Source organism: Pseudomonas sp. IT-232MI5 (genome assembly GCF_949767845.1).
Taxonomy (GTDB): domain Bacteria; phylum Pseudomonadota; class Gammaproteobacteria; order Pseudomonadales; family Pseudomonadaceae; genus Aquipseudomonas.
In genome coordinates, this window is the sequence record NZ_CATKQE010000044.1 from 178,163 (window position 1) to 201,357 (window position 23,195).

Genomic DNA, 23,195 nt, shown 5'->3' on the forward strand with positions numbered 1-23,195 from the left:
TGCGATCTTTTGATTTTGATCCTGAAAAACAAGATCAAAAGATCGCAGCCTCGTTTTACTCGACAGCTCCTACAGGGGTTTTGTGTAACCTTGCAGCCTTGTGGTGTCAGGGGGCTGGAAGGTATGCGGTTTATTGTGGGTCTGTTTTTGGGCATCGTTATCGCGGGTTGCGAGCAACACGACGCGCGCCCTCTCGACCAACAACTCTACATCTGGCAACGCCAGTGGACGCCGGCCCACGCGGTAGCGCTGCGTGACAGTCGCCAGGATTTCTCGACGCTGCGCGTGCTGGCGCTGCAAGCCTTTCCAAATGCCGGATGGAGCCGGGCGCGGATCGATGCGCCGTTATTGATAGCCGACGGCCGTCCTTTGATCGCAGTGATTCGTCTCGATGGGCAGTTGAAGGCGCTGGATCAGGATCAGCTCACCACGCAGATTCTGCAGGTGCTTGCCGATTGGCAGGCGCAAGGTCTTGTATTGAGCGGCATCGAGATTGATCACGATGCCGGTAACGCACGTTTGCCGGCCTACGCTGAATTCCTCGAACATTTGCGCTCGGCATTGCCGACGTCTCTGCCTTTGAGCATCACGGCACTTCCGGCCTGGCTCGACAGTGCGCAATTGCCGACACTCCTGCAAACCGTCGACAGCAGCGTGCTGCAAGTCCACGCCGTCAGCGATCCGCGTCGGGGTCTGTTCGATCCTGATCAGGCGTTGAAGTGGGCCAAGGCCTGGGCGCGGATTACCGACAAACCTTTTTTTCTCGCGCTGCCGGCTTACGGTGTGGCGCTGTTGCCGGATGATGGCGGGGCGCCGGTGGTGGAAAGCGAAGTACAACTTGAGCGGGGCGGTGAGCGCCAGGAATTGCTCGCAGATCCGCAGCAATTGCGCCAACTTGGCAAGGCCTTGCGCGAAGACCCACCGGCGCATCTGGCCGGTCTGATCTGGTTCCGCCTGCCGCTGGCCACTGACCGCCGCGCCTGGAGTCTGACCACCCTTGCGGCGGTCGCACGGGGTGATCAACTGAACAGTCAGCTCGGCGTGACGCTGAGCGAGTTCGACGGCCTCTACGACATCAAACTCGACAATCCCGGCAACCTCGACAGTGCCTGGCCTGCGCGGATCATTCTCAAGGCGAAAAACTGTGAAGGCGCCGATGCGCTCGCCGGTTACTCGTTGCAACAAAGCCCGGATCTGCTTACCTTCACCCGCCTGCGCGACGGCCGCTTGCCGGCGGGTGGGCAGCGCGTCATCGGTTGGGCGCGTTGCGCCAATATTGATCAAGGAGGTTCGCATGTTGACCCGTAACTGGCCCCGCCATCTGCTCTGCCTGAGCCTCTGCCTGCCGCTGGGTTCGGCGTTCGCCTGCGGGCCGGATTTCCCCATGCGCCTGCTCGACAATCGTGGGCAGACCCTCGCGGATCTGCCTGAGGGCAACTTCAACTTCGAACTCAGCCGCCTCGGCAAAACCATCGCCGGGCTGAAGAATGTCACTGCGGCGACGCACAATCCCAACGATATGTACGGCGAGGAAAACGCGGCGGCCGAGGCTCGGGAAAAGGCTGAACAGGCCGGACTGAGCGTTGAGCAGCAAGCGTTGATCAAACAACTGCGCGGTCTGAGCGATGCGCGGCAGGTCGAGGCGCAGGGCGCCAGCCTGCCGGCGGAAATCCGCTTGTACGTGGCTGGTGCGGTGGCATTTGCCACAGGCGATCATCAACTCGCCGTCGAGAATTTCAACAAGCTGCTGGCGCTGCCGGCAGATCAGCGTCCGTTGCGCAGCACGTGGGCGGCGTATTCGCTGGGCCGTACCTGGTTTGCCATGAGCCGCGAAGGCGGGGATGCGGTCGAGGCGCTGGAGCAATCGCGTGATACGTTCCGCCAAGCCCGGCAACTGAGCATCGACGGTTTCAGCGATCCGCTGGAGTTGGGTGTTGCCAGCCTCGGTGAAGAGGCGCGAGTGTTACGCTCGGCGGGCGACTGGAACGGCGCCATCGAATTGTATGAAGCACAGAACCTGCACGGCTCGGCCGTGGGTTACACCTCGCTCAAGCAATTGATGAATGAACTGGCGGAGTTGCCCGAGGCCGAACTCGCCGATTTGCTGCAGCACAAAGCCGTACAGCAACTGGTCACGGCATCGCTGGTGAGCCGTCAAGGCTGGTCGTTTGGCGATGAGCCGCCGAACGAGAAAAAACTGGTGAAACTGCTGCAAAACAGTACCCGCGGCAGCCTCGAAAACGCGGATCGTCTGGCGGCGATGAGTTATCAACAGGGTGATTACGCCGGTGCCAAGGCCTTTCTCGAGAACGCCGGCGACGGCGGCCTGGCGTGGTGGCTGCGGGCCAAACTGGCGGTGCGTGACGGTGACAAAAACGCCGCAGCCGCAGCCTATTCGAAAGCCGCGCAAGCCTTCCCGCAGAGCGAAGACTGGGGTTATCGCCGTACGCCGGACTGGGCGTTTGAAGCGGTTCAGCCGAAATGCCGGGTCGAGGGCGAAAGCGCGATTCTCGCGTTGCAACGTGGCGAGTACCTGCAGGCTTTCGTGCAGTTGTATCGCAGCAACAGTGTCTATTGGTTCGATGCCGCGACCGTGGCCGAGCGCGTACTGACCGTCGATGAGCTGAAAAAGTACGTCGACGATAACGTCCCGGCTCCGCCCGCGCTGACTCAACAGCAGCGTGATAACTACGTGCCGCTGCCGGTCGCCGCCAGCCTGCGCAACCTGCTCGGCCGGCGTTTGCTGCGCGAAGGGCATTACGCCGACGCGGTCGCTTATTTCGACAATCCCGACCTGCAAAACAAGGCTCGCCTCTACGGCGAACAACGGCTGAAGGCCGATGCGTCGTGGTGGCCGACCAAGCGCGCCAGTGCGCTGTATAACGCCGCGTGGACAGCGCGTGAATGGGGCATGGATATTCTCGGTTATGAGATGGCGCCGGACTACGCCACGTTCGGTGGCAACTACAGTCTGGAAAGCACGGAGCTGAAAGTCGGCCCGCTGGTGAGCGAGGCCGAGGTGCAACGTCAGGCCGCCAGCGAAGCGAAACCGGATCAGCGCTATCACTACCGTTTCGTCGCCACCGAACTGGCCGGGCGCGCCGCTGACAACCTGCCGCACACCAGTCAGGCATTCGCCGCCGTGCTGTGCAACGCGGCCGGCTGGAACAGCAGCCTGGAAGATCAGAGCGCGCTGTATCAGCGTTACATCAAGGAAGGTCCGTTCGTCCCGTGGGCGGTCGACTTCGGCAATCAGTGCCCGTACCCGGATTTCGAAAACGCTGACAAGCGTTACGTCACTCAGGTCACGGATGCCGTGCGTTCATCGCTGCGGCCGTACAAGTGGCCGGTGCAGATCGGCGTGGTTGTGCTGGTCAGCGCTGCGGCATTGCTGCTGATCACCCGTCGCCAGCGCAAGGTCCGCAAAAGCTAAGCCTGCTGGACGAAGGTCAGGCGTATGGCGAAACCGATCAGCAGGCTGCCGAACAGCCATTGTTGTACGCGTTGGGCGGTTGGACTGTGTTGCAGCCAACGACCCAATGCGGCGCCGGTGAGGGCGTAGGCGCTGTCGAACAGCAGACCGACGCCGACCAGCAACATGCCGAGCACGGCGAACTGGCTCAATACCGGTGCGCCGTCATTGACGATGAACTGCGGCAGCAGCACCGAGCAGAACAGCAGCGCTTTTGGGTTGAGCAGGTTGGTCAGCAAACCGCGTCGAACGGCTTCGCGCCATTGCCCGTGTACGTCACCAGCCTCACCCGCATTCAGGCTCGGCAGCAGAGTGCTGCGCAGGCATTGAATGCCGATCCACAACAGATACGCCGCCCCCGCCAAACGCACGACCTCGAATGTCCACGGTTCAGCCTTGAACAGCGCGGCCAGCCCCAACGCCGCCAGCGCCACGTGGCAACCGCGAGCAACGCCCAAGCCGATAGCGGTGGCCAGTGCCGCGCCGCGTCCCTGTCGCGCACCGGTTTGCAGAAGCAGGATCATGTCCGGGCCGGGTAACAGATAGATCACCGCCAATGCCAGGAAAAACAGCCAGAGACTCGCCATGTTGCCGCCCTTTCGTTGTCGATTCGGTGCGCCAAGTCTAGAGCTGAAGGGTGGGGCAGGTGCTTGCGAAGTCAGCTTCAAAAACCTTCTTGATTGGCATAATCTGCTGGTTTTCCATTGCATGACTATCGGGATCTGCCAAACATGAAACTCGACGCCTTCGATCGCAAGATTCTCGCGGCGCTGCAACGCAACGGACGCCTGAGCAATGTCGAGCTGTCGGATGAAATAGGCCTGTCGGCCTCACCGTGTCTGCGCCGGGTGCGGATGCTCGAGGAGGCCGGGGTGATTCGCGGTTATCAGGCCAATCTTGATCGCGATGAAGTCGGGCTGGGGCTGACGGTGTTTGTCGGGGTCAAGGTCGAGCGCCACAACGATGAGCAGGCCGAGGCGTTCTACCGCGCGGTGACAGCGTTGCCGGAAGTGATTTCCGCGTTTCTGGTGTCGGGGGAATCGGACTTTTTGCTGCAAGTGGTGGTGCCGGATTTACGCGCGTATGACCGCTTTCTCAGTGGTTGCCTGTTGAAGCTGCCGGGGGTGAGCGACATTCGCAGCAACTTTGCCATTCACACGGTGAAGACGCCGGGCGCGTTGCCGCTGGGGCATCTTCCCGCTTAAGAACGGGTGGGCCCCCATTCGCGAGCAGCTCGCTCCCACATTCGAGCGCAGTCCTTCAGAAGGTACACGGTCAATTGTGGGAGCGAGCCTGCTCGCGAAAGCGGTGTTTCAGCCACCTGGATTTCAGAACCCTACATCTGCGTCGCCAGCCCCTCGACATTCATCGCCGCCTGACGCAACGCCTCTGACCGCGTTGGATGCGGATGGCACGTCAACGCAATGTCTTCCGCCGAGGCACTGAACTCCATCGCCACACAAAACTCGCCAATCATTTCACTGACGCTCGGGCCGACCAGGTGCACGCCGAGGACTTCATCGGTGCGTTCATCCGCGAGGACTTTGGCGAAACCCTCGGTCTCATGGTTGATCTTCGCCCGGCTGTTGGCGGTGAAGGGAAACTTGCCGACCTTATAGGCACGGCCCTCGGCCTTGAGTTGTTCTTCAGTCTTGCCGACGCTGGCCAGTTCCGGTCTGGTATAGATCACGTTGGGGATCAGGTCGTAATTGACCTCGCCAGCCTTGCCATGGATCTGCTCGACACACGCCATCGCTTCATCTTCAGCCTTGTGCGCGAGCATTGGCCCGGAGGTCACGTCGCCGATCACCCAGACCCCGGCGGCTTCGGTGCGGTGCTGTTTGTTGGCGAGCATGCCGCGCTTGTCAGTGCTCAGGCCGACGTTCTCCAGTCCGAGGCCTTGGGTATACGGACGACGACCGATAGCGACCAGCACGTAATCGGCTTCAAGCAACTCGGCCGTACCGCCAGCGGCCGGCTCGACGCTGAGTTGCACGCCATTGGCGGAAGAGGTGGCGCTGGTGACTTTCGAACTCAGCTTGAACGCGATGCCCTGTTTGCTCAGTGAGCGTTGCAGGGTTTTGCCGGCCTCGCCATCGACGCCGGGGCAGATGCGATCGAGGTATTCGACCACGGTGACCTGCGCGCCCAAGCGTCGCCAGACTGAACCCAGTTCCAGGCCGATCACCCCGGCACCAATCACCACCAAATGCTTGGGCACCTCACTCAGAGACAGCGCGCCGGTTGAGTCGAGGATGCGTTTGTTATCGATCTCGACGCCGGGCAGGGGAGTGGGCTCGGAGCCGGTGGCGATGATGATGTCCTTGGCGGTCAGCTCGACTTTATTGCCTTGAGCGTCGGTCACGGTGACTTTGCCCGGGCCGTCGATGTGGCCCCAGCCCTTGATCCACTCGACTTTGTTTTTGCGAAAGAGAAACTCGATGCCTTTGGTCAGGCCCGCCACGCTCTCGTCTTTCTGTTTCATCATCTGCGCGAGATTCAACGTCGGTTTGACCTCGATGCCGAGGTTGGCGAATTCCGCACCTATCGCCGCTTCGTACAGCTCCGAGGCATGCAACAGGGCTTTGGACGGCATGCAACCGACGTTCAGGCAAGTGCCGCCCAGCGTCGCACGACCTTCCACGCAAGCGGCCTTGAGGCCCAACTGGCCGGCGCGGATCGCTGCGTTATAACCCCCGGGGCCGCCGCCCAGAATCACTACGTCATAGTTGCTCATGCGCTTGCTCCTGTTGGATGGATGCGGATCGCTAAAAGTAGTTCTGAATAAAAATTACGAACGTAATATGTGCGTTTCGAGGCTTTTCGGTCAAGGCTTCAGGCAAGCGACAGGTTGGGCGTCTTTGAATACGCGTAATTGTGTACGAATATTTCACGCTTTTCGTTATATCGTAACGATATGAACCGTGAGCCAATGATATTGGGGTGATATGCAAGTTGATCTGGAGGTGGATGGCACGCAAGTGACCGGACTGCCGCGTTTTCAGCAGGCGGCCACGCAGGGCAGGCGACTGCGGCGTTGGGCGTTTGCCCTCGGTGGATTGGCCGGGGCGGGCTGGGTGTTGGCGTTTTTCGTCGGGCTGTTTGCACCGCAGTCATTGTGGCTGCCGCTGCTGGTCAATCAGAGCGCGGCGCTGCTGGTGTTGGTCGCCGGGATGCAATCTGCGTGGTGGGTGACGCAATGGCGCGCGCGGGTGATCAATCCTGTTGTGCTGACGCCGATTGCCGAAGATGAACGCTCTGCGCCGCAAGGGTGGTACGAGCGCATGCTGGATCGCCTCAGCCAGCGGGGTTTGCATGCACTTGGCCTGATCGGTGCTGCGACGCTGTGGTTGGCTGGCTGGGCGTTGCTGGTGGCGCTGAGTATCGAACAGGTGTGGAACCTGGCGCTGCCCGCCGCAGCCGTTGGATTGTCCGCCACTGTGGGCGCAGCGCTGTCATTACTGCTGGCGTTCGGCTTGTTGGTGCTTGAGCGACAACTGGCTCAGGAGAATCCTGCGCAATGGCCGGAAGCAGGTTCATTGGCGCAACTGACGCGCGTGGCGATCATCACTCTGGTGCTCGGCGCGCTGTGTTTGTTGTTCGCTGGCGAGAATGCCGTGTGGCCAGTTCGCGTGTCTGTACTGATAGGTATCTTGTCAGGATTGGTCGCGATCGAGTGGCTATTGCGCGCCGTTCTTTCAGTTTTTAGCCCACGTCGCGAACAGCTTGAGCCAAGGTTGCTGGCGCGCAGTTTTGTTACCGACATGCTGCGTTGGCCACCCCAGCCTTTTCTCGCGTTGCAGCACGAATTGCACAACCGTTTTGGCATCGATCTGCGCCAGATCTGGGCGTTCAGTTTCATGCGCCGAGCGTTTCTGCCAGTGCTGGCGCTCGTCGCAGCGGTGGGTTGGCTGCTCACCGGCATTCATGAAATCCCGCTGCAGGGCCGTGGCATCTATGAGCGCTTCGGCAAACCGGTGCAGGTGTTCGGCCCAGGATTGCACACGGGTTTGCCGTGGCCGCTGGGGCGCGTGCTGATCGTCGAGAACGGTGTGGTGCACGAATTGGCCACCAGCGTTGGCGAGAATCCGGCGCCGCTGCAAGCCGATCCTGCCGAAGGCCCTGCGCCGATGACAGCCAACCGCTTGTGGGACGCCAGCCACGTCAATGACAAGTCGCAAGTCATCGCCAGCAGCCGTGGCGCTCAACAGAGCTTTCAGATCGTCAACATGGACGTGCGCTTCGTTTATCGCATAGGCCTGACTGATCAGGCGGCGCTGGCCGCGACCTACAACAGTGCCGATGTGCCGACGCTGATTCGCAGCACGGCCAGCCGGATTCTGGTGCATGACTTTGCCTCGCGCACACTCGACGGTTTGCTCGGTGAAGATCGGGTCGGACTGGGCGAGGAGATCGGTCGCGCGGTGCAAAGTGATCTGCAGCAACTCAACAGCGGCGTGGAGATTCTCGCCACAGTCGTCGAAGCCATTCACCCGCCGGCCGGTGCCGCCAATGCCTACCACAGCGTGCAAGCGGCGCAGATCGGCGCGCAGGCGTTGATCTCCCGCGAGCGTGGCGCTGCGGCCGAAGCGAGCAATCAGGCGCAATTGCAGGCCAGCCTCGCTCGCGATCAGGCCAGCGCCAACGCGCGCGAAACCCGTGCTACGGCGCAGGCGGCGGATCTGAAATTCAGCGCCGAACAAAAAGCCTATGCCAGTGCTGGTCAGGCTTTCGTGCTTGAGCAATATCTCGGTCAGCTCAGCCAAGGCCTGAGTAAAGCCAAATTGCTGGTAATCGACCATCGTCTGGGTGGCAGCAGCAATCCGCCGACCATCGATCTGCGTACTTTCACGCTGCCGGCTGACCCGTCGCCCGCGCGCAACACCGCTCAACCAGGAGTCGCCCATTGAGCCAGTCGCACACTCACGAACCGCATGATCACAGCGGCCACGATCATGGCCACGGTGGACATCACCATCATCACGGACATCATCACCATCACCACGGTGCGCCGGAAGAGGCGGGGCCTTTCCCGTGGCGACGCATGAGCTGGGCGGTGTTGCTGGTTGCGTTCGCCATCGCAGCAGCGAGCCTGGTGCAAGTGCGCTCGGGTGAAGCCACGGTGATTACCCGCTTCGGCAATCCATCGCGGGTGCTGCTTGATCCGGGTTTGAGCTGGCGTTGGCCGGCGCCGTTCGAAGCGGCGATCCCGGTGGATCTGCGTTTGCGCACCACCTCCAGCGGCTTGCAGGATGTTGGTACCCGCGACGGTTTGCGCATCATCGTGCAGGCCTACGTGGCGTGGCAGGTGCAGGGTGATCCGGACAATGTGCAGCGCTTCATGCGCGCGGTACAGAACCAGCCGGATGAGGCGGCGCGGCAGATTCGCACCTTCGTGGGCTCGGCGCTGGAAACCACAGCCAGCAGTTTCGATCTGGCGAACCTGGTGAACACTGATGCCAGTCAGGTGCATATCGCTGAATTCGAAGCGCAGTTGCGTCAGCAGATCGATCAGCAATTGCTCGCCACCTATGGCGTGCGCGTTGTGCAAGTCGGCATCGAGCGTTTGACTTTGCCTTCTGTGACCCTTACCGCAACTGTCGATCGCATGCGCGCCGAGCGTGAAACAATCGCTACCGAACGTACCGCGATCGGCAAGCGTGAGGCTGCGCAAATCCGCTCTGCTGCCGAACGCGATGCGCGAATTGTGCAGGCCGACGCCACCGTGAAAGCTGCAGAAATCGAAGCACAATCTCGCGTTGAAGCCGCGCAGATTTACGGCCGTGCGTACGCCAGTTCGCCGCAGCTGTACAACTTGCTGCGCTCGCTGGACACCCTTGGCACCATCGTTACGCCAGACACCAAACTGATCTTGCGCACTGACGCGGCGCCATTTCGCGTGCTGGTCGATGGCCCACCAACACTCGACAGTAAATCCGGATCGCAGCCATGAGTGAAGAAGTTCCACGTGGAACACATTCGCTGAACAGCCCGTGGATTCAGGCTGGTCGTTTGGCATTTCTCGCCCTGTATGCGGTGACGGTGTTGGCCGCATTGGCTTGGGCGTTTTCCAATGTGCGACAGATCGATCCGCAGAATCGTGCGGTGGTTTTGCACTTTGGTGCACTGGATCGCGTGCAGAACGCGGGGCTGTTGTTGGCTTGGCCGCAGCCATTCGAACAGGTGGTTTTGTTGCCGGCCGCGGATCGGGTGATCGAGCGTCGGGTGGAAAACCTGTTGCGCAGCGATGAGGCACTCAAGGCTGATCGAGTCGCTTCCTTCGCTACACCACTCAGCGATGCTCTGGCCGGCTCTGGTTATTTATTGACCGGTGACGCCGGCGTGGTGCAGCTGGATGTGCGGGTGTTCTACAAAGTCACCGACCCTTACGACTTTGTCTTGCAGGCCGATCATGTGTTGCCGGCGCTGGATCGATTGGTCACTCGCAGTGCCGTGGCACTGACTGCCGCCAGGGATCTGGACACCATTCTGGTCGCGCGTCCGGAATTGATCGGCGCTGACAATCAGGCTGCCGAACGACGTGAGCGATTGCGCGGTGATTTGGTCCAAGGCATCAATAAACGTCTGGCCGAGTTGAAGGCGAGCGGGCAGGGTATCGGGATCGAAGTGGCGCGGGTCGATGTGCAGTCGAGTCTGCCGGATCCGGCGGTCAGTGCATTCAACGCGGTGCTGACGGCCAGTCAGCAAGCCGACAAAGCTGTGGCCAACGCACGTACCGATGCCGAAAAGCTCACCCAGACCTCCAACGAACAAGCCGATCGGGCGCTACAACTCGCTCACGCGCAGGCCGGTGAACGCTTGGCCAAAGCCACGGCTGACACTGCCACGGTGTCGAGTCTGGCCAGCAGCACCGACCCGCAAATGCTTCTGCGCCTGTACCGCGAGCGCATGCCGAAGATTCTCGGTCAGGCCGGATCGGTCACCACGGTCGACCCGAAAGACGATTCCCGTCTGATCATTCAGGGAGCCAGTAAATGACTGCGACGACCGCTGCACCGAGCCTGTTGTCCTCGGCCGAACAACGCCGCGCCGCACGCCAACTGACATTGGCGATGCTGGCGTTGGGTCTTCTGGGGCTGGGTTTGATCTGGCGTTGGCTGTCGCCGGAGCAAACCGGCGTCAGTCAGTTGTTGCTTGGTTTTGCTTCTTTATTAGTCGCCGTCCCGGTGATGCGTTCGGCGTGGTACAGCCTGCGCTATCCAAGCTTGCACGGCATCACCGATCAACTGATTGCCCTGGCCATGCTCGGTGCATGGGCCACCGGCGATCTGCTGACGGCGGCGCTGCTGCCGATCATCATGATCTTCGGCCATGTGCTGGAGGAGCGCAGCGTGATCGGTTCGCAGGAAGCGATTCATGCGCTTGGCCAACTGACGCGCAGTCACGCACGCAAGCTTCTGGCGGATGGTTCGATCATCGAAGTGGACAACGGCGCGCTGAAATCCGGCGACACCGTTGAGGTGCGCGCCGGTGATCGGGTGCCGGCGGACGGTCGGGTTTTGTCCGGCCAGGCCAGTCTGGATACGGCTTCGATTACCGGCGAATCAGTGCCCGTCGAGGCGGCTGTCGGCATGACGGTGTTCGGCGGCGCGATCAATCTCGATGGCCTGCTGCGCATTGAAGTGACCCGCACTGGCGACGAGTCGACCCTCGGCAAAGTCATCGCGCTGATGCAGAACGCCGAGCGCTCGAAGCCACCGATCACCCGTTTGCTCGAACGTTACGCCGGCAGCTATATGGTGCTGGTGTTGTTGCTGGCAGCGGTGACCTGGTTCGTCACCAACGATGCGCAAGCGATGCTTGCGGTGTTGGTGGCAGCGTGTCCGTGCGCGTTGGTGTTGTCCGCTCCGGCGACGGCGATTGCCGGTGTCGCGGTGGCAGCGCGTCACGGGATTTTGATTCGCAGTTCGGCGTTCCTCGAAGAACTGGCTGACCTGACATCGCTGGTCGTCGATAAAACCGGGACACTGACTTACGGCACATTACGCTTGCAGTCGATCAACAGCCCGCAAGCAGAGTCGTCTGTGGTCCTGGCGCTTGCCGCCAGCCTCGGCGCGGCGAGCAGTCACCCGGTCAGCCGTGCGCTCGCCGGGTTGGTCAGTCAGGATCAATGTCTAACGCTGAGTGATATTCACGAGCGTCAGGGCCTTGGTGTAGTCGCCATGACCGGGCAGGGCGAAGCGGCGCTCGGTCGGCCAGAATTGTTCGCGCAACTGGGCATCACCACGACAACGGTCCCCGATCACGATGGCCCCATCGCCGGGCTGGCATTGAACGGGGAATTCCTCGCTTGGCTGTTGCTCGCCGACACGGTTAAACCGGAGGCCCGTTTCGCCCTCGACGAATTGCGTGAATTGGGGCTCGGACGGCAATTGCTGCTGACCGGCGATCGTCAAAGCGTGGCCCAGTCGCTCGCCAAGGAGGTCGGTTTGCATGAGGTCCAAGCCCAGGCCTTGCCCGAGGACAAACTCAATCGCGTGCTCAAGGAAATCGACAATGGTTTCCGGCCGATGGTGGTCGGTGACGGCATCAATGACTCCCTCGCGCTCAAGGCAGGCGTGGTCGGTGTGGCAATGGGCGCGGGTGGCGCCGACATCGCGCTGGCCTCGGCGGATATTGTCTTGATCGGCAGCGACCTGCGCCGACTCGGCACCTGCGTGCGCCTCAGCCGCCAGTGCCGCCGGACGTTGCAGGTCAACGTGATCATCGGTCTGGGTTGGACGCTGGCCATCGTCGTGTTCGCTGCATTCGGCTGGCTGGGTGCCGCCGGGGCGATGATTGCCGCGCTGCTGCACAACCTCAGCACGCTGCTGGTCCTCGGTAATGCCGGGCGTTTGCTGCGCTTTCAGGAGCCGTTGCTCAAGCTCCAGAAAGACCTTTGAAATTATTTTTCGATCCTCTGTAACGCCGTCGGGGGCGCTCTCTCTAGTGCTATGTCGGGACTGAACAACCTTCCAGCCGACACCCCTGACGATTACCGAGGATAAGAAAAATGACCATCAAGACCGCTGCTGCTGGTGCCGCTCTCGCTTTGGCCGCCGCCACAATGTTCGCCGGTGTTGCCTCCAACGCGATGGCCGCCGATGCCAACGTTCACTGCTACGGCGTGAACGGCTGCAAAGGCCAGAACGACTGCAAAACCAAAGACCACGCCTGCAAAGGCATGGGTGCCTGTAAAGGCCAGGGCTTTAAGGCAATGACTCAGGCGGCGTGTGAAAAAGCCGGTGGCAAGGTCGGCGAATAACTGACCGGCAAGTGTTGCCGCAGTGGTTGGCGCCACTGCGGCCACTTTTTATCAGGAGTTCGCCCCATGTCTGTTTCCCCTCCCTTCCTGGGCTACGGCTTGGGTTTACGTAGCACTTACTACCAGCAGATCCTTGAGCAGTCGCCGGATGTCGACTGGTTTGAAGTGGTTTCGGAAAATTTCATGGTGCAGGGCGGTAAGGCCCTGTATTACCTCGACGCTATCGCCGAGCGCTATCCGCTGGTGATGCACGGCGTATCCCTGTCCATCGGCGGGCCGCATGCCCTCGACCCTGACTATCTCAACCAACTCAAGCAATTGGCCGAACGGGTCAAGCCGGTATGGATCTCCGATCATTTGTGCTGGAGCCGTGGCAATGCCCATCAGTTACATGATCTGCTGCCGCTGCCTTACACCGAAGAAAGCTTGGATTACATCGCCGCTCGCGTGATGCAGGTTCAGGACATTCTGCAGCGTCCGTTGGTGCTGGAGAACGTTTCCAGTTATGTCCGTGTTGCCTCGGATGATTTCACCGAGTGGGAGTTTCTCGCAGCGCTGAGCCGCGAAAGCGGCTGCGAATTGCTGCTGGACGTGAACAATGTTTACGTCAGTTCACGTAATCATGGCTTCGATCCGTGGGCCTTCATCAGTAGCCTGCCCATCGACAAAGTCCGCCAACTGCATCTGGCGGGGCACAGTGACTACGGCGATTACGTGATCGACACTCACGACCATCCGGTGAGCGATCCGGTCTGGGCGCTCTATCAACGCTCACTGGAACACTTCGGCCCTGTGGCCACGTTGCTGGAGCGTGACGATCATTTTCCGCCTTTCGATGAATTGCTCGATGAACTGCAAAAGGCCCGTGAGCTGGGGAACAAGGTTCTGGCCGGGAGGCAGCAATGCGCCTGAAGGAGTGGCAACTGGCGTTCGAGACGTTCCTTCTCGATGAAGACCGCAGTGCAAATCTGTCCTTGGGCAAGAGCCTGATCGGTGGCCCGACACTGGATGTCGGCACGGGACTGGCGATCTATCACAACGCTTACAAAGCGCGGTTGCTGGAAGTCTTGCGCAATGACTTTCCGACGATCCTGCACTGGCTGGGCGATGAAGAGTTCGATGACCTCGCCATGGCGTACATCCGTCGGTATCCATCAGCGCATTACAGCCTGCGCTGGTTGGGCAAAGGCTTTGAAGGTTTTGTCCGCGAGCATCTGGTGCCGGAGCAGAGTGCGCCGCTGGCCGAGCTGATCGCGCTCGAATGGGCTTTCACACTGGCCTTTGATGCACCCGCCGATGAGCCGCTGACGATTGACGCTGTGGCGGCCCTGGCCCCGGAGGAGTGGCCCGAATTGCGCGTCAAAGCGGTGCCATCCTTGCAGTGGCTGGGGTGCCGCTTCAACAGCCTTGCACTGTGGCGCTCGGTGAAGGAAAAAGCAGACTTCCCTGAAAGCATGGCGTTGGATATTCCACAGGCCTGTCTGATTTGGCGCAACCAGCTGATCTGCAGTTACCGCAGCCTCGATTCGGCGCAGGCGACGGCCCTCGATGGTTTGCTCAACCAAGGATGGAGTTTCGCCGAACTGTGCGCCGAGTTAGCAGTCACTTATGGTGAGGGCGCGCCACTTCATGCCGTGACCTGGTTGAAACAGTGGATTCAGGAAGGTTTGCTGGTGCGTCTGCAGCGATAGATCAGGCTAATCAAATCGATAGCCTGCTATTTTTCCGGGATGGTCTACCCTCAGATCTGACGTCTGAAACAAGGGGGATTTTCCATGCTCGCGCAACTTCCACCGGCCTTACAGAATCTGCAGCTTCCGCTTCGCCTGCGACTCTGGGATGGCCATGAGTTCAATCTGGGGCCGGCGCCCAGCGTCACCATCGTGGTCAAGGACCCGCAGATGGTCACCCAGTTCACCCATCCAAGCCTGGATGCGCTCGGAGCGGCATTCGTTGAAGGCAAACTTGAGCTGGAGGGCTCGATCAGCGAGGTCATCCGGGTCTGCGACGAATTAAGCAACGCTTTGCTCGGCGAAGATGACGACAGTCAGCCGGTGCGTTCGGTGCACGACAAGGAAACTGACGCCAAAGCCATTTCCTATCACTACGACCTGTCCAATGCGTTCTACCAGCTCTGGCTGGACAGCGACATGGCGTATTCCTGCGCTTATTTCGAAACGGGCAGCGAAACCCTTGAGCAGGCGCAACAAGCCAAATTCCGTCATCTATGCCTCAAGCTGCGTTTGCAGCCGGGGGAATACTTGCTGGATGTCGGCTGCGGTTGGGGTGGTCTGGCACGCTTTGCCGCGCGCGAATTCGGTGCGAAAGTCTTCGGTATTACCCTGAGCAAGGAACAGCTGGAACTGGCACGCGAACGGGTCAAGGCCGAAGGCCTGGAAGACCAGATCGAACTGCAGTTGCTCGACTATCGCGATCTGCCTCAGGACGGGCGTTTCGACAAGGTAGTCAGCGTCGGGATGTTCGAGCACGTTGGCCACGCCAATCTCGCCGAGTACTGCAAAACCCTGTTCGGCGCGGTGAAGGAGGGCGGTCTGGTAATGAACCATGGCATCACCGCCAAACACACCGATGGTCGTCCGGTGGGACGCGGTGCCGGGGAATTCATCGAGAAATACGTATTCCCCAACGGTGAGTTGCCGCACCTGGCGATGATCTCGGCCGAGATCAGCGAAGCGGGGCTGGAGATTGTCGACGTCGAAAGCCTGCGCCTGCATTACGCTCGCACGCTGGATCACTGGAGCGAGCGGCTAGAGGATAACCTTGAAACGGCAGGCAAACTGGTGCCGGATCAGGCGTTGCGCATCTGGCGTCTGTACTTGGCCGGCTGCGCTTATGCGTTTGCGCGCGGCTGGATCAATCTGCACCAGATCCTTGCGGTCAAAGCGCATCCGGATGGCAGTCATGAACTGCCATGGACGCGCGACGATATCTATAACCCTTAACACTGAATATTCCCCTCTGCCTCTGGGAGAGGGTCAGGGTGAGGGTTTTTAGAGAATCGGTGAAATCAGCCGGGCGATCCGCATGCCGACTTGTTGCAGGCGGTGGATTTCCCGGCTTTCTTCTTTGGCAATTTCGTAGGCTTGCTCGAAATCGGCGATAAGCATGTTTTCCACGCTGGCGGCGAAGTCGCTGTCGACGGTCAGCAGCATCACTTCGAAATTCAATCGGAACGAACGGTTGTCCAGGTTGGCGCTGCCGATGGCGCTGATCTCACTGTCAATCAACACCACTTTCTGATGCAGGAAACCGGGCTCATAGCGGAACACTCGCACGCCGGCACGCACAGCTTCAAACGCGTAGAGACTGGAAGCGGCGTAAACGATGCGATGATCGGGACGCGATGGCAGCAGTAGTCGCACATCGACACCGCGTAAGACCGCCAACCTTAATGCGGCAAATACAGCCTCGTCGGGAATGAAGTAAGGGCTGGTGATCCACACGCGTTCGGTGGCCGCATGGATGGCTTCGACAAAGAACAGCGAGCAGGTTTCGTAAGCATCGGCCGGGCCGCTGGCGAGCAGTTGGCAGAGCACGCCGTCGTCCGGATATTCGTCCGGCAGTATCAGCGGAGGCAATGTTCGCGCGGCCCAGAACCAGTCCTCGGCAAAGGATTCCTGCATGCACGCGACCACCGGGCCGCGTACTTTTACATGGGTATCGCGCCACGGCGCCAGCGGTGGTTTTTCGCCCATGTATTCATCGCCGACGTTATGCCCGCCAACAAATCCCACCACGCCGTCGACCACGACGATCTTGCGATGGTTACGAAAGTTGACCTGAAAGCGATTGAGCCAGCCGCTGCGCGTGGCGAAGGCTTTGACCTCAACGCCGCCATCACGTAACGCCTGCACATAACTGTGGGGCAGGGCATGGCTACCAATACGGTCGTAGAGCAGATGAATCGCCACGCCTTCGGCGGCTTTCTTCAGCAGCAGATCACGCAGGCGCTGACCGAGGCGATCATCGTGGATGATGAAAAACTGGATCAGCACCGCTTCCTTCGCCTGATCAATAGCCTGGAAGATCGCCTCAAAGGTGGCTGCACCGTTGATCAACAATTGCACTTCGTTATTCGCCAGACACGGCATGCGCCCCAATTTTGGCATTGCGCGTAACGAGGCGTAGGCATTCGAGGCGCGCGCGGTCAGCGCTTCTTCCACCCACGGGCGCCAGTTCAGTTCGGAGATGGCCTGACGCATCTGTTCGTTGGCCTGACGTCGCGCGTTGATGTAGCCATCAAAGGTACTGCGGCCAAACACCAGGTACGGAATAAGCGTGAGATAGGGAATGAAGATCAGCGACAATGCCCAGGCGATCGAGCCTTGAGCCGTGCGCACGGTGAGCACCGCGTGAACGGCGGCGATCAAGCCGAGAGTGTGTATCAGGGCGATCAGATAACCGAAAATGTGCGGTCCAAAATAATCCATGGGGCAGCCTTGCTCCGGAAGATTCAATGCTTAACAGACCATGTTCTGTCGCGAATGTCGCTATTTAATTGGTGCATGAACCGAAGCAATCGGCCGACGTCTAACGGCCACTACTGATCAGGAGTTTTTCGATGAACGTTCGTCTGCTGGGTTTGGCGCTGGGCCTGGGTTTGGCATTGCCGGTGGTTGCGCAAGCGCAGATGCTGCAGCCGGGGCTGTGGGAAATGACATCGAGCAACGTCAAGGTCGATGACCAGCCGATGGATGTGCAATCGATCCTCGGCCAACTGCAAGGGCAGATGACCCCGCAGCAGCGTGCGGCACTGGAAAAAAACGGCATCAATATCGGCGGCAAGGGTATTCGCGCGTGTCTGACGCCGGAGCAAGTGGCGACCAACGATATTCCGTTGGCTGACCCGCAATCGGGCTGCAAACAACAGATCACCGAGCGCACTGGCAATCAGTGGAAATTCCGTTTCAGCTGCCCGAAAGCGCAAGGCACCGGGGTGGCGACGTTCCTCAGTGATCGTGAGTTCACCACCGTGGCCAACGGCACGTTCAATGCGATCGGGATCAACCAGAAGGGCAGTCTGGAAACTCGCGCTGTTTGGTTGGGTCAGGATTGCGGCGCTGTGAAACCCCGCGCCTAAATGTATCTCCTGCAGGAGCTGCGGCACGCTGCGATCTTTTGATCTTGATTGTAAAAAACAAGATCAAAAGATCGCAGCCTCGTTTCACTCGTCAGCTCCTACTGGGTTTTTTCAATCAGCGCATAAATCGTAGCGCCAACCCGCGACATCCCTCATTCACTCGACCCTCCCGCCAGGCAATCTGCCCCGAGACAATCGTCGTACTCACCCGATGCCGAAAGCTGCGTCCGGCAAACGGCGTCCATCCACACTGCGACAGAATGGGTTGCCGATTCACCTCCAAGGTGTGCGGCTCAACCAATATCAGATCCGCCCAGTAGCCTTCACGTAAATACCCACGATCGGGAATCGCAAACAGATCCGCGACTCTGTGGCTGGTCTTTGCTACCAACGTGGTGATTGGCAGTACATCGTCCGCAACCAATTCCATCAGTGCCGGCAACGCGTGCTGTACCAGCGGTAATCCAGAAGGTGCCTGCGCATAAGCTCGCTGCTTTTCTTCCCAGGTATGCGGTGCATGGTCACTGCCAATCACGTCCAGCAGATTGCTGCTCAGGGCTGCGCGCAACGCATCGCGATCCGCTTGGGTCTTGATCGCCGGATTGCATTTGATCAGGTTGCCGAGGGCAGCATAGTCGCGATCATCAAATAGCAAATGATGCAGACAGACTTCAGCGCTGATGCGTTTTTGCGCCAGCGCTTTGTCCTCGAACAACGTCAGTTCACGCGCCGTTGTCAGGTGCAAGACATGGAGCCGCGTGCCGTGACGTTTGGCTAACTCGACCGCCAGTGAAGAGGAGCGATAACACGCCTCGGCATTGCGGATGAGCGGGTGAGCAGCGGGCGGGATTCGTTCGCCGAACAGCTCACGCAGATTGGCCGCATTCGCGTCGATGCTCGGCGTGTGTTCACAGTGCGCCAACAGAATGGTCGGCACCTCGGCGAACAGTCGCTCAAGGATTTGCGGATCATCCACCAGCATGTTGCCGGTCGAGGCGCCCATGAACACTTTCACGCCGGCCACTTCACACGGATTGAGCGCGGCAACCGTATCTAGATTGTCCCGGCTCACGCCAAAGTGAAAGCCGTAGTTAGCCACCGAGTTGATCGCCGCCCGGCGCTTTTTATCCGCCAGGGTTTCGAGGGTGAGGGTGGCCGGATTTGTGTTGGGCATGTCCATGAAGCTGGTGATGCCACCGGCCACCGCTGCGCGTGACTCGGTGTGGATGCTGCCCTTGGCCGGCGCGCCCGGTTCACGGAAATGCACTTGGTCATCGATCATCCCCGGCAGCAACCATTGGCCGTTCGCGTCGATTTCTAGCGTGGCGTTTTCGCCTTCAATGCTTCGCGCAATCTTGACGATGCGTCCGTTGCTGACCAACAGATCGCCGTCGAACTCGCGCCCTTCATTGACCAGTCTTGCGTTGCGAATCAGCACGCTGCTCATGATTCAGAACTCGTTCTGCAAGGCTTTGTAGCCGCGCACCAGATCGACATTGGTACGTGCCACGTCTTCGGAAAACTCTGAAGCGCTGACACTCACCGGTGGGAACAATGAGAGGTCGGTGTTCGGGCCGATGCGGGTGGTGGAGGGTACGTAAAAGGCATCCGGCAAATCCCGACCATCGACCACCGAGTTGTGCCGCACGACACAACCATTGCCGACAACGCAGTTGAACAGCACGCTGTTGAAACCGATGAACACGCGGTCGCCGACGACGCAGGGGCCATGCACGATCGAGCGGTGGGCGATGGAGCTGAATTCGCCAATAGTCACTGCAGCACCGGATTTGGAGTGGATGACCACGCCGTCCTGGATGTTCGAATTGGCGCCGATGGTGATCGGTTCCATCTCGCCCGAGGCGTCCACTTCGTCGGCGCGGATCACCGCGTAGGGGCCGACGAACACGTTCTCGCCGATCACCACTTTGCCGCAGATGATTGCGGTCTTGTCGACGTAGGCTGACTCGGCAATTTGCGGTAAATCACCTGATGGGTTCTTGCGGATCATGGTTGGCTCAGCGCGTTGTAAAGGGTGTTGAGGTTGTATTCGAACAGACCGGTGAAGGTGCTGGCGGGGCCGCTGGCAGCGAGGGCGTCGGAGTACAAAGTGCCGCCAATGTGCGCGCCACTTTCGTCGGCAATCTGTTTGAGCAGGCGCGCGTCTTTGATGTTTTCCATGAACACTGCTTTGACGTGAGCTTGGCGAATCTGCGTAATCAGTGCAGCGACTTCGGCAGCCGAGGGTTCGCGTTCAGTGGACAAGCCTTGCGGCGCCATGAAGTCGATGCCGTACGCTTGGCCGAGATAACCGAAAGCATCGTGGCTGGTGACGATTTTGCGGTTACCCGGAGGTAGTGCACCGAGTTTGGCTTTGGCCTCGGCGAGCAGGGCGTAGATCTGCTTCAGGTAGGTTTTGCTGTTGCGTTCGTAGTCCGCTTTATTCGCGGGATCCGCAGCGATCAGTGCCTTGGTGATATTGGCGACATACAACTCGGCGTTCGCCAGATTGTGCCAGGCGTGCGGGTCGGGAACGGTTTCGCCGTCCTCATCCAGTGATCGCGGAATCACGCCATGACTGGCACTGACCACTGTGGCTTTGGTCTCGGTGCTGGTCACCAGTCGGTCCAGCCAAGGCTCGAAACCGAGACCGTTCTTGATGATCAGTCTGGCGCTGAGCAATGCCTTGGCATCGTCCGGTGTCGGCTCGTAGGTGTGTGCGTCAGCATCGGGGCCGACCATGTTGGTGATCTGCACATGCTCGCCGCCGACCTGATGGACCATGTCGGCGAGGATGCTGAAGCTGGTGACCACCGGTAATTTTTCCGCCGCCGACAATGACATCGACAGCATCAGGCTGAGCAACACGAGTAGAGCGCGCATCGGGAAACACCTCATTGGGATGTGAGCAAAGGCGGGCGGCGCAACAGACCGTGAACCGGCCCGAACACCACGGACAGCAGATAGCCGAGGCCGGCGACCAGCACGATGGCCGGGCCGCTGGGTAGCGAGTAGTAGAACGACAACAGCAAGCCGAACCACACTGAGAGACATCCAATGACGGCTGCGATGGCAATCAGGATCGGCAGACGACGGCTCCAGAATCGTGAGGCGGCGGCGGGGAGCATCATCAGCCCGACGACCATCAGGGCGCCGATGGCCTGGAAGCCGATCACCAGATTGAGTACGACCAGCGTCAGAAAGACGCCGTGGGCGAGTGGGCCGAGGCGGCTCACGGTTCTCAAGAACAACGGGTCGAGGGTGTCGAGCAACAGTGGTTTGTAGATCAGCGCCATGGCGATCAGGCTGAATCCCGAGACCCACAACATGCCGGTGAGGGTCGGGCCGTCGACGGCCAATGCCGAGCCAAACAGCAAGTGAAGCAGGTCGAGGCGTTTGCCGGCGATGCCGAGAATCAGCACGCCGCTGGCGAGGGAAATGGGATAAATCGCGGCGAGGCTGGCGTCTTCACGCAGACCTGTGCGACGGGTGATCCAGGCGGCGAGGCCGGCCATACTCAGTCCGGCCCCGAGACCGCCGAGCGTCAATGCCGGCAGGCTGAGTCCGGCGAACCAGAAACCCAATGCAGCGCCGGGAAGGATGCCATGGGCCACTGCATCACCGATCAGGCTCATCCGTCGCAGGATCAAGAACACGCCGAGCGGTGCGGTACTGCAAGCGAGTACCAGGCCGCCGAGCAGGGCCCGGCGCATGAACACGAACTCGTTGAACGGCTGCCAGAAGTGGGCGACGGCGAGCATCAGGCCACCTGCGTGCGAGGTGTTTGCTGGATCAGCTCGACGCTCGCGCCGAACACGCACTGGCGGTTTTTGATCAGCAAGGTTTGCGGTATGTGTTGGCGCACGGCGACGAGGTCGTGGCACACGACGACCAGTGTTCGACCTTCGCCATGCCAGGTATGGATGTGCTGCCAGAGCAATTGTTGGCCGAGTTCATCGAGTGCGGCGTGGGGTTCATCGAGCAGCAGCACCGCAGCGTCGGTCAGACTCAGACGAGCGAGCAGGGCGCGTTGCAGTTCACCGCCGGACAGGGCCATGAGTGGACGCTGTTCGAGTCCGCTGAGGTGCCAGTTTGACAGTGCATCTTTCAGGCGCTGGTTTCGTAGTTGGGTCGATAGTCTTCGCCCCCAGAAACCAGCGGCGACCAGTTCTTCGAGGCTGATGGGGAATTGGCGATCCAGATGCTGTTGCTGGGGCAGGAAGGACAATCCGCTTTGACGTGGAACACTCAGGCCGACATTGCCTGCCAATGGTTTTTGCAGCCCGGCGATCACCTTCAGCAGGCTGCTTTTGCCACAGCCGTTGGCGCCGATGATCGCCGTCAGGCTGCCGCTGTCGAGCTCGAGGCTCAGGGGCGCAGTCAGTGGTTGGCCGGGTGCCCCCCAACTCAGGGATTGGCAGCGGATCATGCTTGTTCACGCTGCCAGTGGCTTTCGGCGACGGCATCGTGGGCGTGCAGACTTTCGGCGTGGATCACTCGCAAATGAAATGCACTGACGCCTGGAGTCCGACGCAGGGCCAGATTCAGACGGCGTGCCGCGTCTTCGCAGAACATCAGGTTCTGGCCATTGGCGAGGGCGAAGGCTTGTTCGTCAGCGCGTTTTACGGCGGTTTGTACGGCGGTGCCAAGGGCCGCCTCGGCGTCATTGATGATCACGCTCAACGGCAGCTCATCGATGAATTCGTCGAGATGTAGATGCAGTTGCGCGGTGCTGCGTTGGCTGTGAGGCGTGGCGACGATGCCGTGGGTCGAGCCTAGCCAGGCCAGAACGTCGGCGTGCTGAAGGTCTTTGTTGGCGAAGTCGTCGATAAATTGTTGCTGGATCAACTGCCGCGCCAAAGCCGCTGAGCAAGGGCAAGTCGAAGAGTAGGGCAATTCAATTTTGAGTTCCACGTGGAACATGTTGTCTTTCAGGCTTGCCGAAATACTCGCTGGATAGGATTTCCAGCCAGCCAATGGACTGATCAACGCAGGCCTTTTCATCAGCAGATCGGTGTGAATATTCAAGTAAGCACGGCTGGATAAACCTTCGTGGCTCTTCAGAAAACGCTTGAGCACCTGCTGCAGAAGAGCGGGTGTCAGGCGCTCCTGTTCGAGCGCTTCCAGAGCCAAATACAGTCGCGACATATGAATGCCGCGTGCCTCGCCATCATCAAGACTCACTCCAGCGTCAGCCTTGGCATTCAGGTGTTGGCCTTCCAACAAGATAGGTAATGCGATGCCCTGCATGCCCACCCATTCAAGTGGCAATGCTTGGCGAGTAACTTGCGCGGCGATATCCGGGAGTGAAAGCGAATTCATGTTCGGGACCATCATGGTGATTCAATTAGATGTTA

At 60.0% G+C, this 23,195-nt stretch carries 21 protein-coding genes; 12 read left to right on the plus strand and 9 right to left on the minus strand.

From position 1 onward, the window contains the following. Window positions 1-123 precede the first annotated feature (123 nt). Window positions 124-1,308 carry a DUF3142 domain-containing protein gene (locus tag ACM6JQ_RS19320; RefSeq protein ID WP_414894512.1) on the plus strand — a complete coding sequence of 395 codons (1,185 nt, stop codon included), beginning with the start codon at window positions 124-126 and terminating at the stop codon, window positions 1,306-1,308. Continuing rightward, on the plus strand, window positions 1,295-3,433 hold the full coding sequence (locus ACM6JQ_RS19325) for a hypothetical protein (protein ID WP_095113156.1): 2,139 nt from the start codon (window positions 1,295-1,297) through the stop codon (window positions 3,431-3,433). The genes ACM6JQ_RS19320 and ACM6JQ_RS19325 overlap by 14 nt, the downstream gene beginning before the upstream one ends. On the opposite strand, the gene ACM6JQ_RS19330 is transcribed toward ACM6JQ_RS19325, so the two are convergent. Then, window positions 3,430-4,059: a LysE family translocator gene (locus tag ACM6JQ_RS19330; RefSeq protein WP_414894513.1), complete on the minus strand. Its 630-nt coding sequence runs from the start codon at window positions 4,057-4,059 to the stop codon at window positions 3,430-3,432. The two genes, ACM6JQ_RS19325 and ACM6JQ_RS19330, sit on opposite strands and share 4 nt — an antisense overlap. A 144-nt stretch (window positions 4,060-4,203) precedes the next feature. Between ACM6JQ_RS19330 and ACM6JQ_RS19335 the strand changes: the two genes are divergently transcribed. Then, window positions 4,204-4,677 carry an Lrp/AsnC family transcriptional regulator gene (locus ACM6JQ_RS19335; protein ID WP_414894514.1) on the plus strand — a complete coding sequence of 158 codons (474 nt, stop codon included), beginning with the start codon at window positions 4,204-4,206 and terminating at the stop codon, window positions 4,675-4,677. Between the two features lie 131 nt (window positions 4,678-4,808). Here ACM6JQ_RS19335 and lpdA read toward each other — a convergent pair whose 3' ends face one another. After that, a complete protein-coding gene (gene lpdA / locus ACM6JQ_RS19340) occupies window positions 4,809-6,209 on the minus strand; it encodes a dihydrolipoyl dehydrogenase (RefSeq protein ID WP_414894515.1) in 1,401 nt (466 codons plus the stop codon). Window positions 6,210-6,420: 211 nt separating this feature from the next. On the opposite strand from lpdA, the gene hflK (ACM6JQ_RS19345) reads away from it, so the two are divergent. The 8 genes from hflK (ACM6JQ_RS19345) (at window position 6,421) to cfaB (ending at window position 15,700) form a co-directional block, all read left to right on the plus strand. Continuing rightward, the gene (gene hflK, locus ACM6JQ_RS19345; protein WP_414894516.1) at window positions 6,421-8,382 is read left to right on the plus strand and encodes a protease modulator HflK; all 1,962 of its coding nucleotides are present in this window, start codon (window positions 6,421-6,423) and stop codon (window positions 8,380-8,382) included. Next, a complete protein-coding gene (gene hflC / locus ACM6JQ_RS19350; protein ID WP_123376052.1) occupies window positions 8,379-9,425 on the plus strand; it encodes a protease modulator HflC in 1,047 nt (348 codons plus the stop codon). The genes hflK (ACM6JQ_RS19345) and hflC overlap by 4 nt, the downstream gene beginning before the upstream one ends. Continuing rightward, window positions 9,422-10,471 carry a protease modulator HflK gene (gene hflK / locus ACM6JQ_RS19355; protein WP_414894517.1) on the plus strand — a complete coding sequence of 350 codons (1,050 nt, stop codon included), beginning with the start codon at window positions 9,422-9,424 and terminating at the stop codon, window positions 10,469-10,471. The genes hflC and hflK (ACM6JQ_RS19355) overlap by 4 nt, the downstream gene beginning before the upstream one ends. After that, window positions 10,468-12,375, plus strand: a complete 1,908-nt coding sequence (locus ACM6JQ_RS19360) for a heavy metal translocating P-type ATPase (RefSeq protein WP_414894518.1) — start codon at window positions 10,468-10,470, stop codon at window positions 12,373-12,375. Before hflK (ACM6JQ_RS19355) ends, ACM6JQ_RS19360 begins: the two co-directional genes overlap by 4 nt. Window positions 12,376-12,485: 110 nt before the next feature. Continuing rightward, entirely contained in the window at window positions 12,486-12,737 is a 252-nt protein-coding gene (locus ACM6JQ_RS19365) for a membrane protein (protein WP_007912027.1), read from the plus strand. Window positions 12,738-12,803: 66 nt separating this feature from the next. Next, complete coding sequence (locus ACM6JQ_RS19370) at window positions 12,804-13,649, plus strand: DUF692 domain-containing protein (RefSeq protein ID WP_414894519.1); 846 nt, start codon at window positions 12,804-12,806, stop codon at window positions 13,647-13,649. Then, complete coding sequence (locus ACM6JQ_RS19375; RefSeq protein ID WP_414894520.1) at window positions 13,640-14,428, plus strand: putative DNA-binding domain-containing protein; 789 nt, start codon at window positions 13,640-13,642, stop codon at window positions 14,426-14,428. Before ACM6JQ_RS19370 ends, ACM6JQ_RS19375 begins: the two co-directional genes overlap by 10 nt. An 84-nt stretch (window positions 14,429-14,512) precedes the next feature. Then, window positions 14,513-15,700 (plus strand): C17 cyclopropane fatty acid synthase CfaB, encoded by a 1,188-nt coding sequence (gene cfaB, locus ACM6JQ_RS19380; protein WP_007912031.1) that lies wholly within the window; start codon window positions 14,513-14,515, stop codon window positions 15,698-15,700. Between the two features lie 48 nt (window positions 15,701-15,748). Here the strand turns inward: cfaB and cls are convergent, their stop codons facing one another. Next, window positions 15,749-17,188: a cardiolipin synthase gene (gene cls, locus ACM6JQ_RS19385; protein ID WP_007912032.1), complete on the minus strand. Its 1,440-nt coding sequence runs from the start codon at window positions 17,186-17,188 to the stop codon at window positions 15,749-15,751. A 131-nt stretch (window positions 17,189-17,319) separates the two neighbouring features. Between cls and ACM6JQ_RS19390 the strand changes: the two genes are divergently transcribed. Then, window positions 17,320-17,838: a DUF3617 domain-containing protein gene (locus ACM6JQ_RS19390; protein ID WP_007912033.1), complete on the plus strand. Its 519-nt coding sequence runs from the start codon at window positions 17,320-17,322 to the stop codon at window positions 17,836-17,838. Between the two features lie 115 nt (window positions 17,839-17,953). Here the strand turns inward: ACM6JQ_RS19390 and ACM6JQ_RS19395 are convergent, their stop codons facing one another. The 6 genes from ACM6JQ_RS19395 to folE2 are packed head-to-tail and all read right to left on the minus strand — an operon-like array spanning window position 17,954 to window position 23,160. Beyond that, window positions 17,954-19,285, minus strand: a complete 1,332-nt coding sequence (locus tag ACM6JQ_RS19395) for a dihydroorotase (protein ID WP_414894521.1) — start codon at window positions 19,283-19,285, stop codon at window positions 17,954-17,956. Between the two features lie 3 nt (window positions 19,286-19,288). Next, window positions 19,289-19,849: a carbonate dehydratase gene (locus tag ACM6JQ_RS19400; RefSeq protein WP_122842141.1), complete on the minus strand. Its 561-nt coding sequence runs from the start codon at window positions 19,847-19,849 to the stop codon at window positions 19,289-19,291. After that, window positions 19,846-20,721: a metal ABC transporter substrate-binding protein gene (locus ACM6JQ_RS19405; protein WP_414894522.1), complete on the minus strand. Its 876-nt coding sequence runs from the start codon at window positions 20,719-20,721 to the stop codon at window positions 19,846-19,848. The genes ACM6JQ_RS19400 and ACM6JQ_RS19405 overlap by 4 nt, the downstream gene beginning before the upstream one ends. Window positions 20,722-20,732: 11 nt before the next feature. Beyond that, the gene (locus ACM6JQ_RS19410; protein ID WP_007949691.1) at window positions 20,733-21,599 is read right to left on the minus strand and encodes a metal ABC transporter permease; all 867 of its coding nucleotides are present in this window, start codon (window positions 21,597-21,599) and stop codon (window positions 20,733-20,735) included. After that, window positions 21,599-22,267 carry a metal ABC transporter ATP-binding protein gene (locus tag ACM6JQ_RS19415; protein WP_414894523.1) on the minus strand — a complete coding sequence of 223 codons (669 nt, stop codon included), beginning with the start codon at window positions 22,265-22,267 and terminating at the stop codon, window positions 21,599-21,601. The genes ACM6JQ_RS19410 and ACM6JQ_RS19415 overlap by 1 nt, the downstream gene beginning before the upstream one ends. After that, complete coding sequence (gene folE2 / locus ACM6JQ_RS19420) at window positions 22,264-23,160, minus strand: GTP cyclohydrolase FolE2 (protein WP_414894524.1); 897 nt, start codon at window positions 23,158-23,160, stop codon at window positions 22,264-22,266. Before folE2 ends, ACM6JQ_RS19415 begins: the two co-directional genes overlap by 4 nt. Window positions 23,161-23,195: the final 35 nt, after the last annotated feature.

Excerpts from the sequence above, each read along its gene's own strand:
- folE2 (WP_414894524.1), bottom strand. The coding sequence starts at position 23,160 with ATGAATTCGCTTTCACTCCCGGATATCGCCGCGCAAGTTACTCGCCAA.
- cfaB (WP_007912031.1), top strand. The coding sequence starts at position 14,513 with ATGCTCGCGCAACTTCCACCGGCCTTACAGAATCTGCAGCTTCCGCTT.
- ACM6JQ_RS19325 (WP_095113156.1), top strand. The coding sequence starts at position 1,295 with ATGTTGACCCGTAACTGGCCCCGCCATCTGCTCTGCCTGAGCCTCTGC.
- ACM6JQ_RS19395 (WP_414894521.1), bottom strand. The coding sequence starts at position 19,285 with ATGAGCAGCGTGCTGATTCGCAACGCAAGACTGGTCAATGAAGGGCGC.
- ACM6JQ_RS19410 (WP_007949691.1), bottom strand. The coding sequence starts at position 21,599 with ATGCTCGCCGTCGCCCACTTCTGGCAGCCGTTCAACGAGTTCGTGTTC.
- ACM6JQ_RS19400 (WP_122842141.1), bottom strand. The coding sequence starts at position 19,849 with ATGATCCGCAAGAACCCATCAGGTGATTTACCGCAAATTGCCGAGTCA.
- cls (WP_007912032.1), bottom strand. The coding sequence starts at position 17,188 with ATGGATTATTTTGGACCGCACATTTTCGGTTATCTGATCGCCCTGATA.
- ACM6JQ_RS19335 (WP_414894514.1), top strand. The coding sequence starts at position 4,204 with ATGAAACTCGACGCCTTCGATCGCAAGATTCTCGCGGCGCTGCAACGC.
- ACM6JQ_RS19375 (WP_414894520.1), top strand. The coding sequence starts at position 13,640 with ATGCGCCTGAAGGAGTGGCAACTGGCGTTCGAGACGTTCCTTCTCGAT.
- hflK (WP_414894517.1), top strand. The coding sequence starts at position 9,422 with ATGAGTGAAGAAGTTCCACGTGGAACACATTCGCTGAACAGCCCGTGG.
- hflK (WP_414894516.1), top strand. The coding sequence starts at position 6,421 with ATGCAAGTTGATCTGGAGGTGGATGGCACGCAAGTGACCGGACTGCCG.
- ACM6JQ_RS19365 (WP_007912027.1), top strand. The coding sequence starts at position 12,486 with ATGACCATCAAGACCGCTGCTGCTGGTGCCGCTCTCGCTTTGGCCGCC.
- lpdA (WP_414894515.1), bottom strand. The coding sequence starts at position 6,209 with ATGAGCAACTATGACGTAGTGATTCTGGGCGGCGGCCCCGGGGGTTAT.
- ACM6JQ_RS19320 (WP_414894512.1), top strand. The coding sequence starts at position 124 with ATGCGGTTTATTGTGGGTCTGTTTTTGGGCATCGTTATCGCGGGTTGC.
- ACM6JQ_RS19405 (WP_414894522.1), bottom strand. The coding sequence starts at position 20,721 with ATGCGCGCTCTACTCGTGTTGCTCAGCCTGATGCTGTCGATGTCATTG.
- ACM6JQ_RS19370 (WP_414894519.1), top strand. The coding sequence starts at position 12,804 with ATGTCTGTTTCCCCTCCCTTCCTGGGCTACGGCTTGGGTTTACGTAGC.
- ACM6JQ_RS19360 (WP_414894518.1), top strand. The coding sequence starts at position 10,468 with ATGACTGCGACGACCGCTGCACCGAGCCTGTTGTCCTCGGCCGAACAA.
- ACM6JQ_RS19415 (WP_414894523.1), bottom strand. The coding sequence starts at position 22,267 with ATGATCCGCTGCCAATCCCTGAGTTGGGGGGCACCCGGCCAACCACTG.
- ACM6JQ_RS19330 (WP_414894513.1), bottom strand. The coding sequence starts at position 4,059 with ATGGCGAGTCTCTGGCTGTTTTTCCTGGCATTGGCGGTGATCTATCTG.
- ACM6JQ_RS19390 (WP_007912033.1), top strand. The coding sequence starts at position 17,320 with ATGAACGTTCGTCTGCTGGGTTTGGCGCTGGGCCTGGGTTTGGCATTG.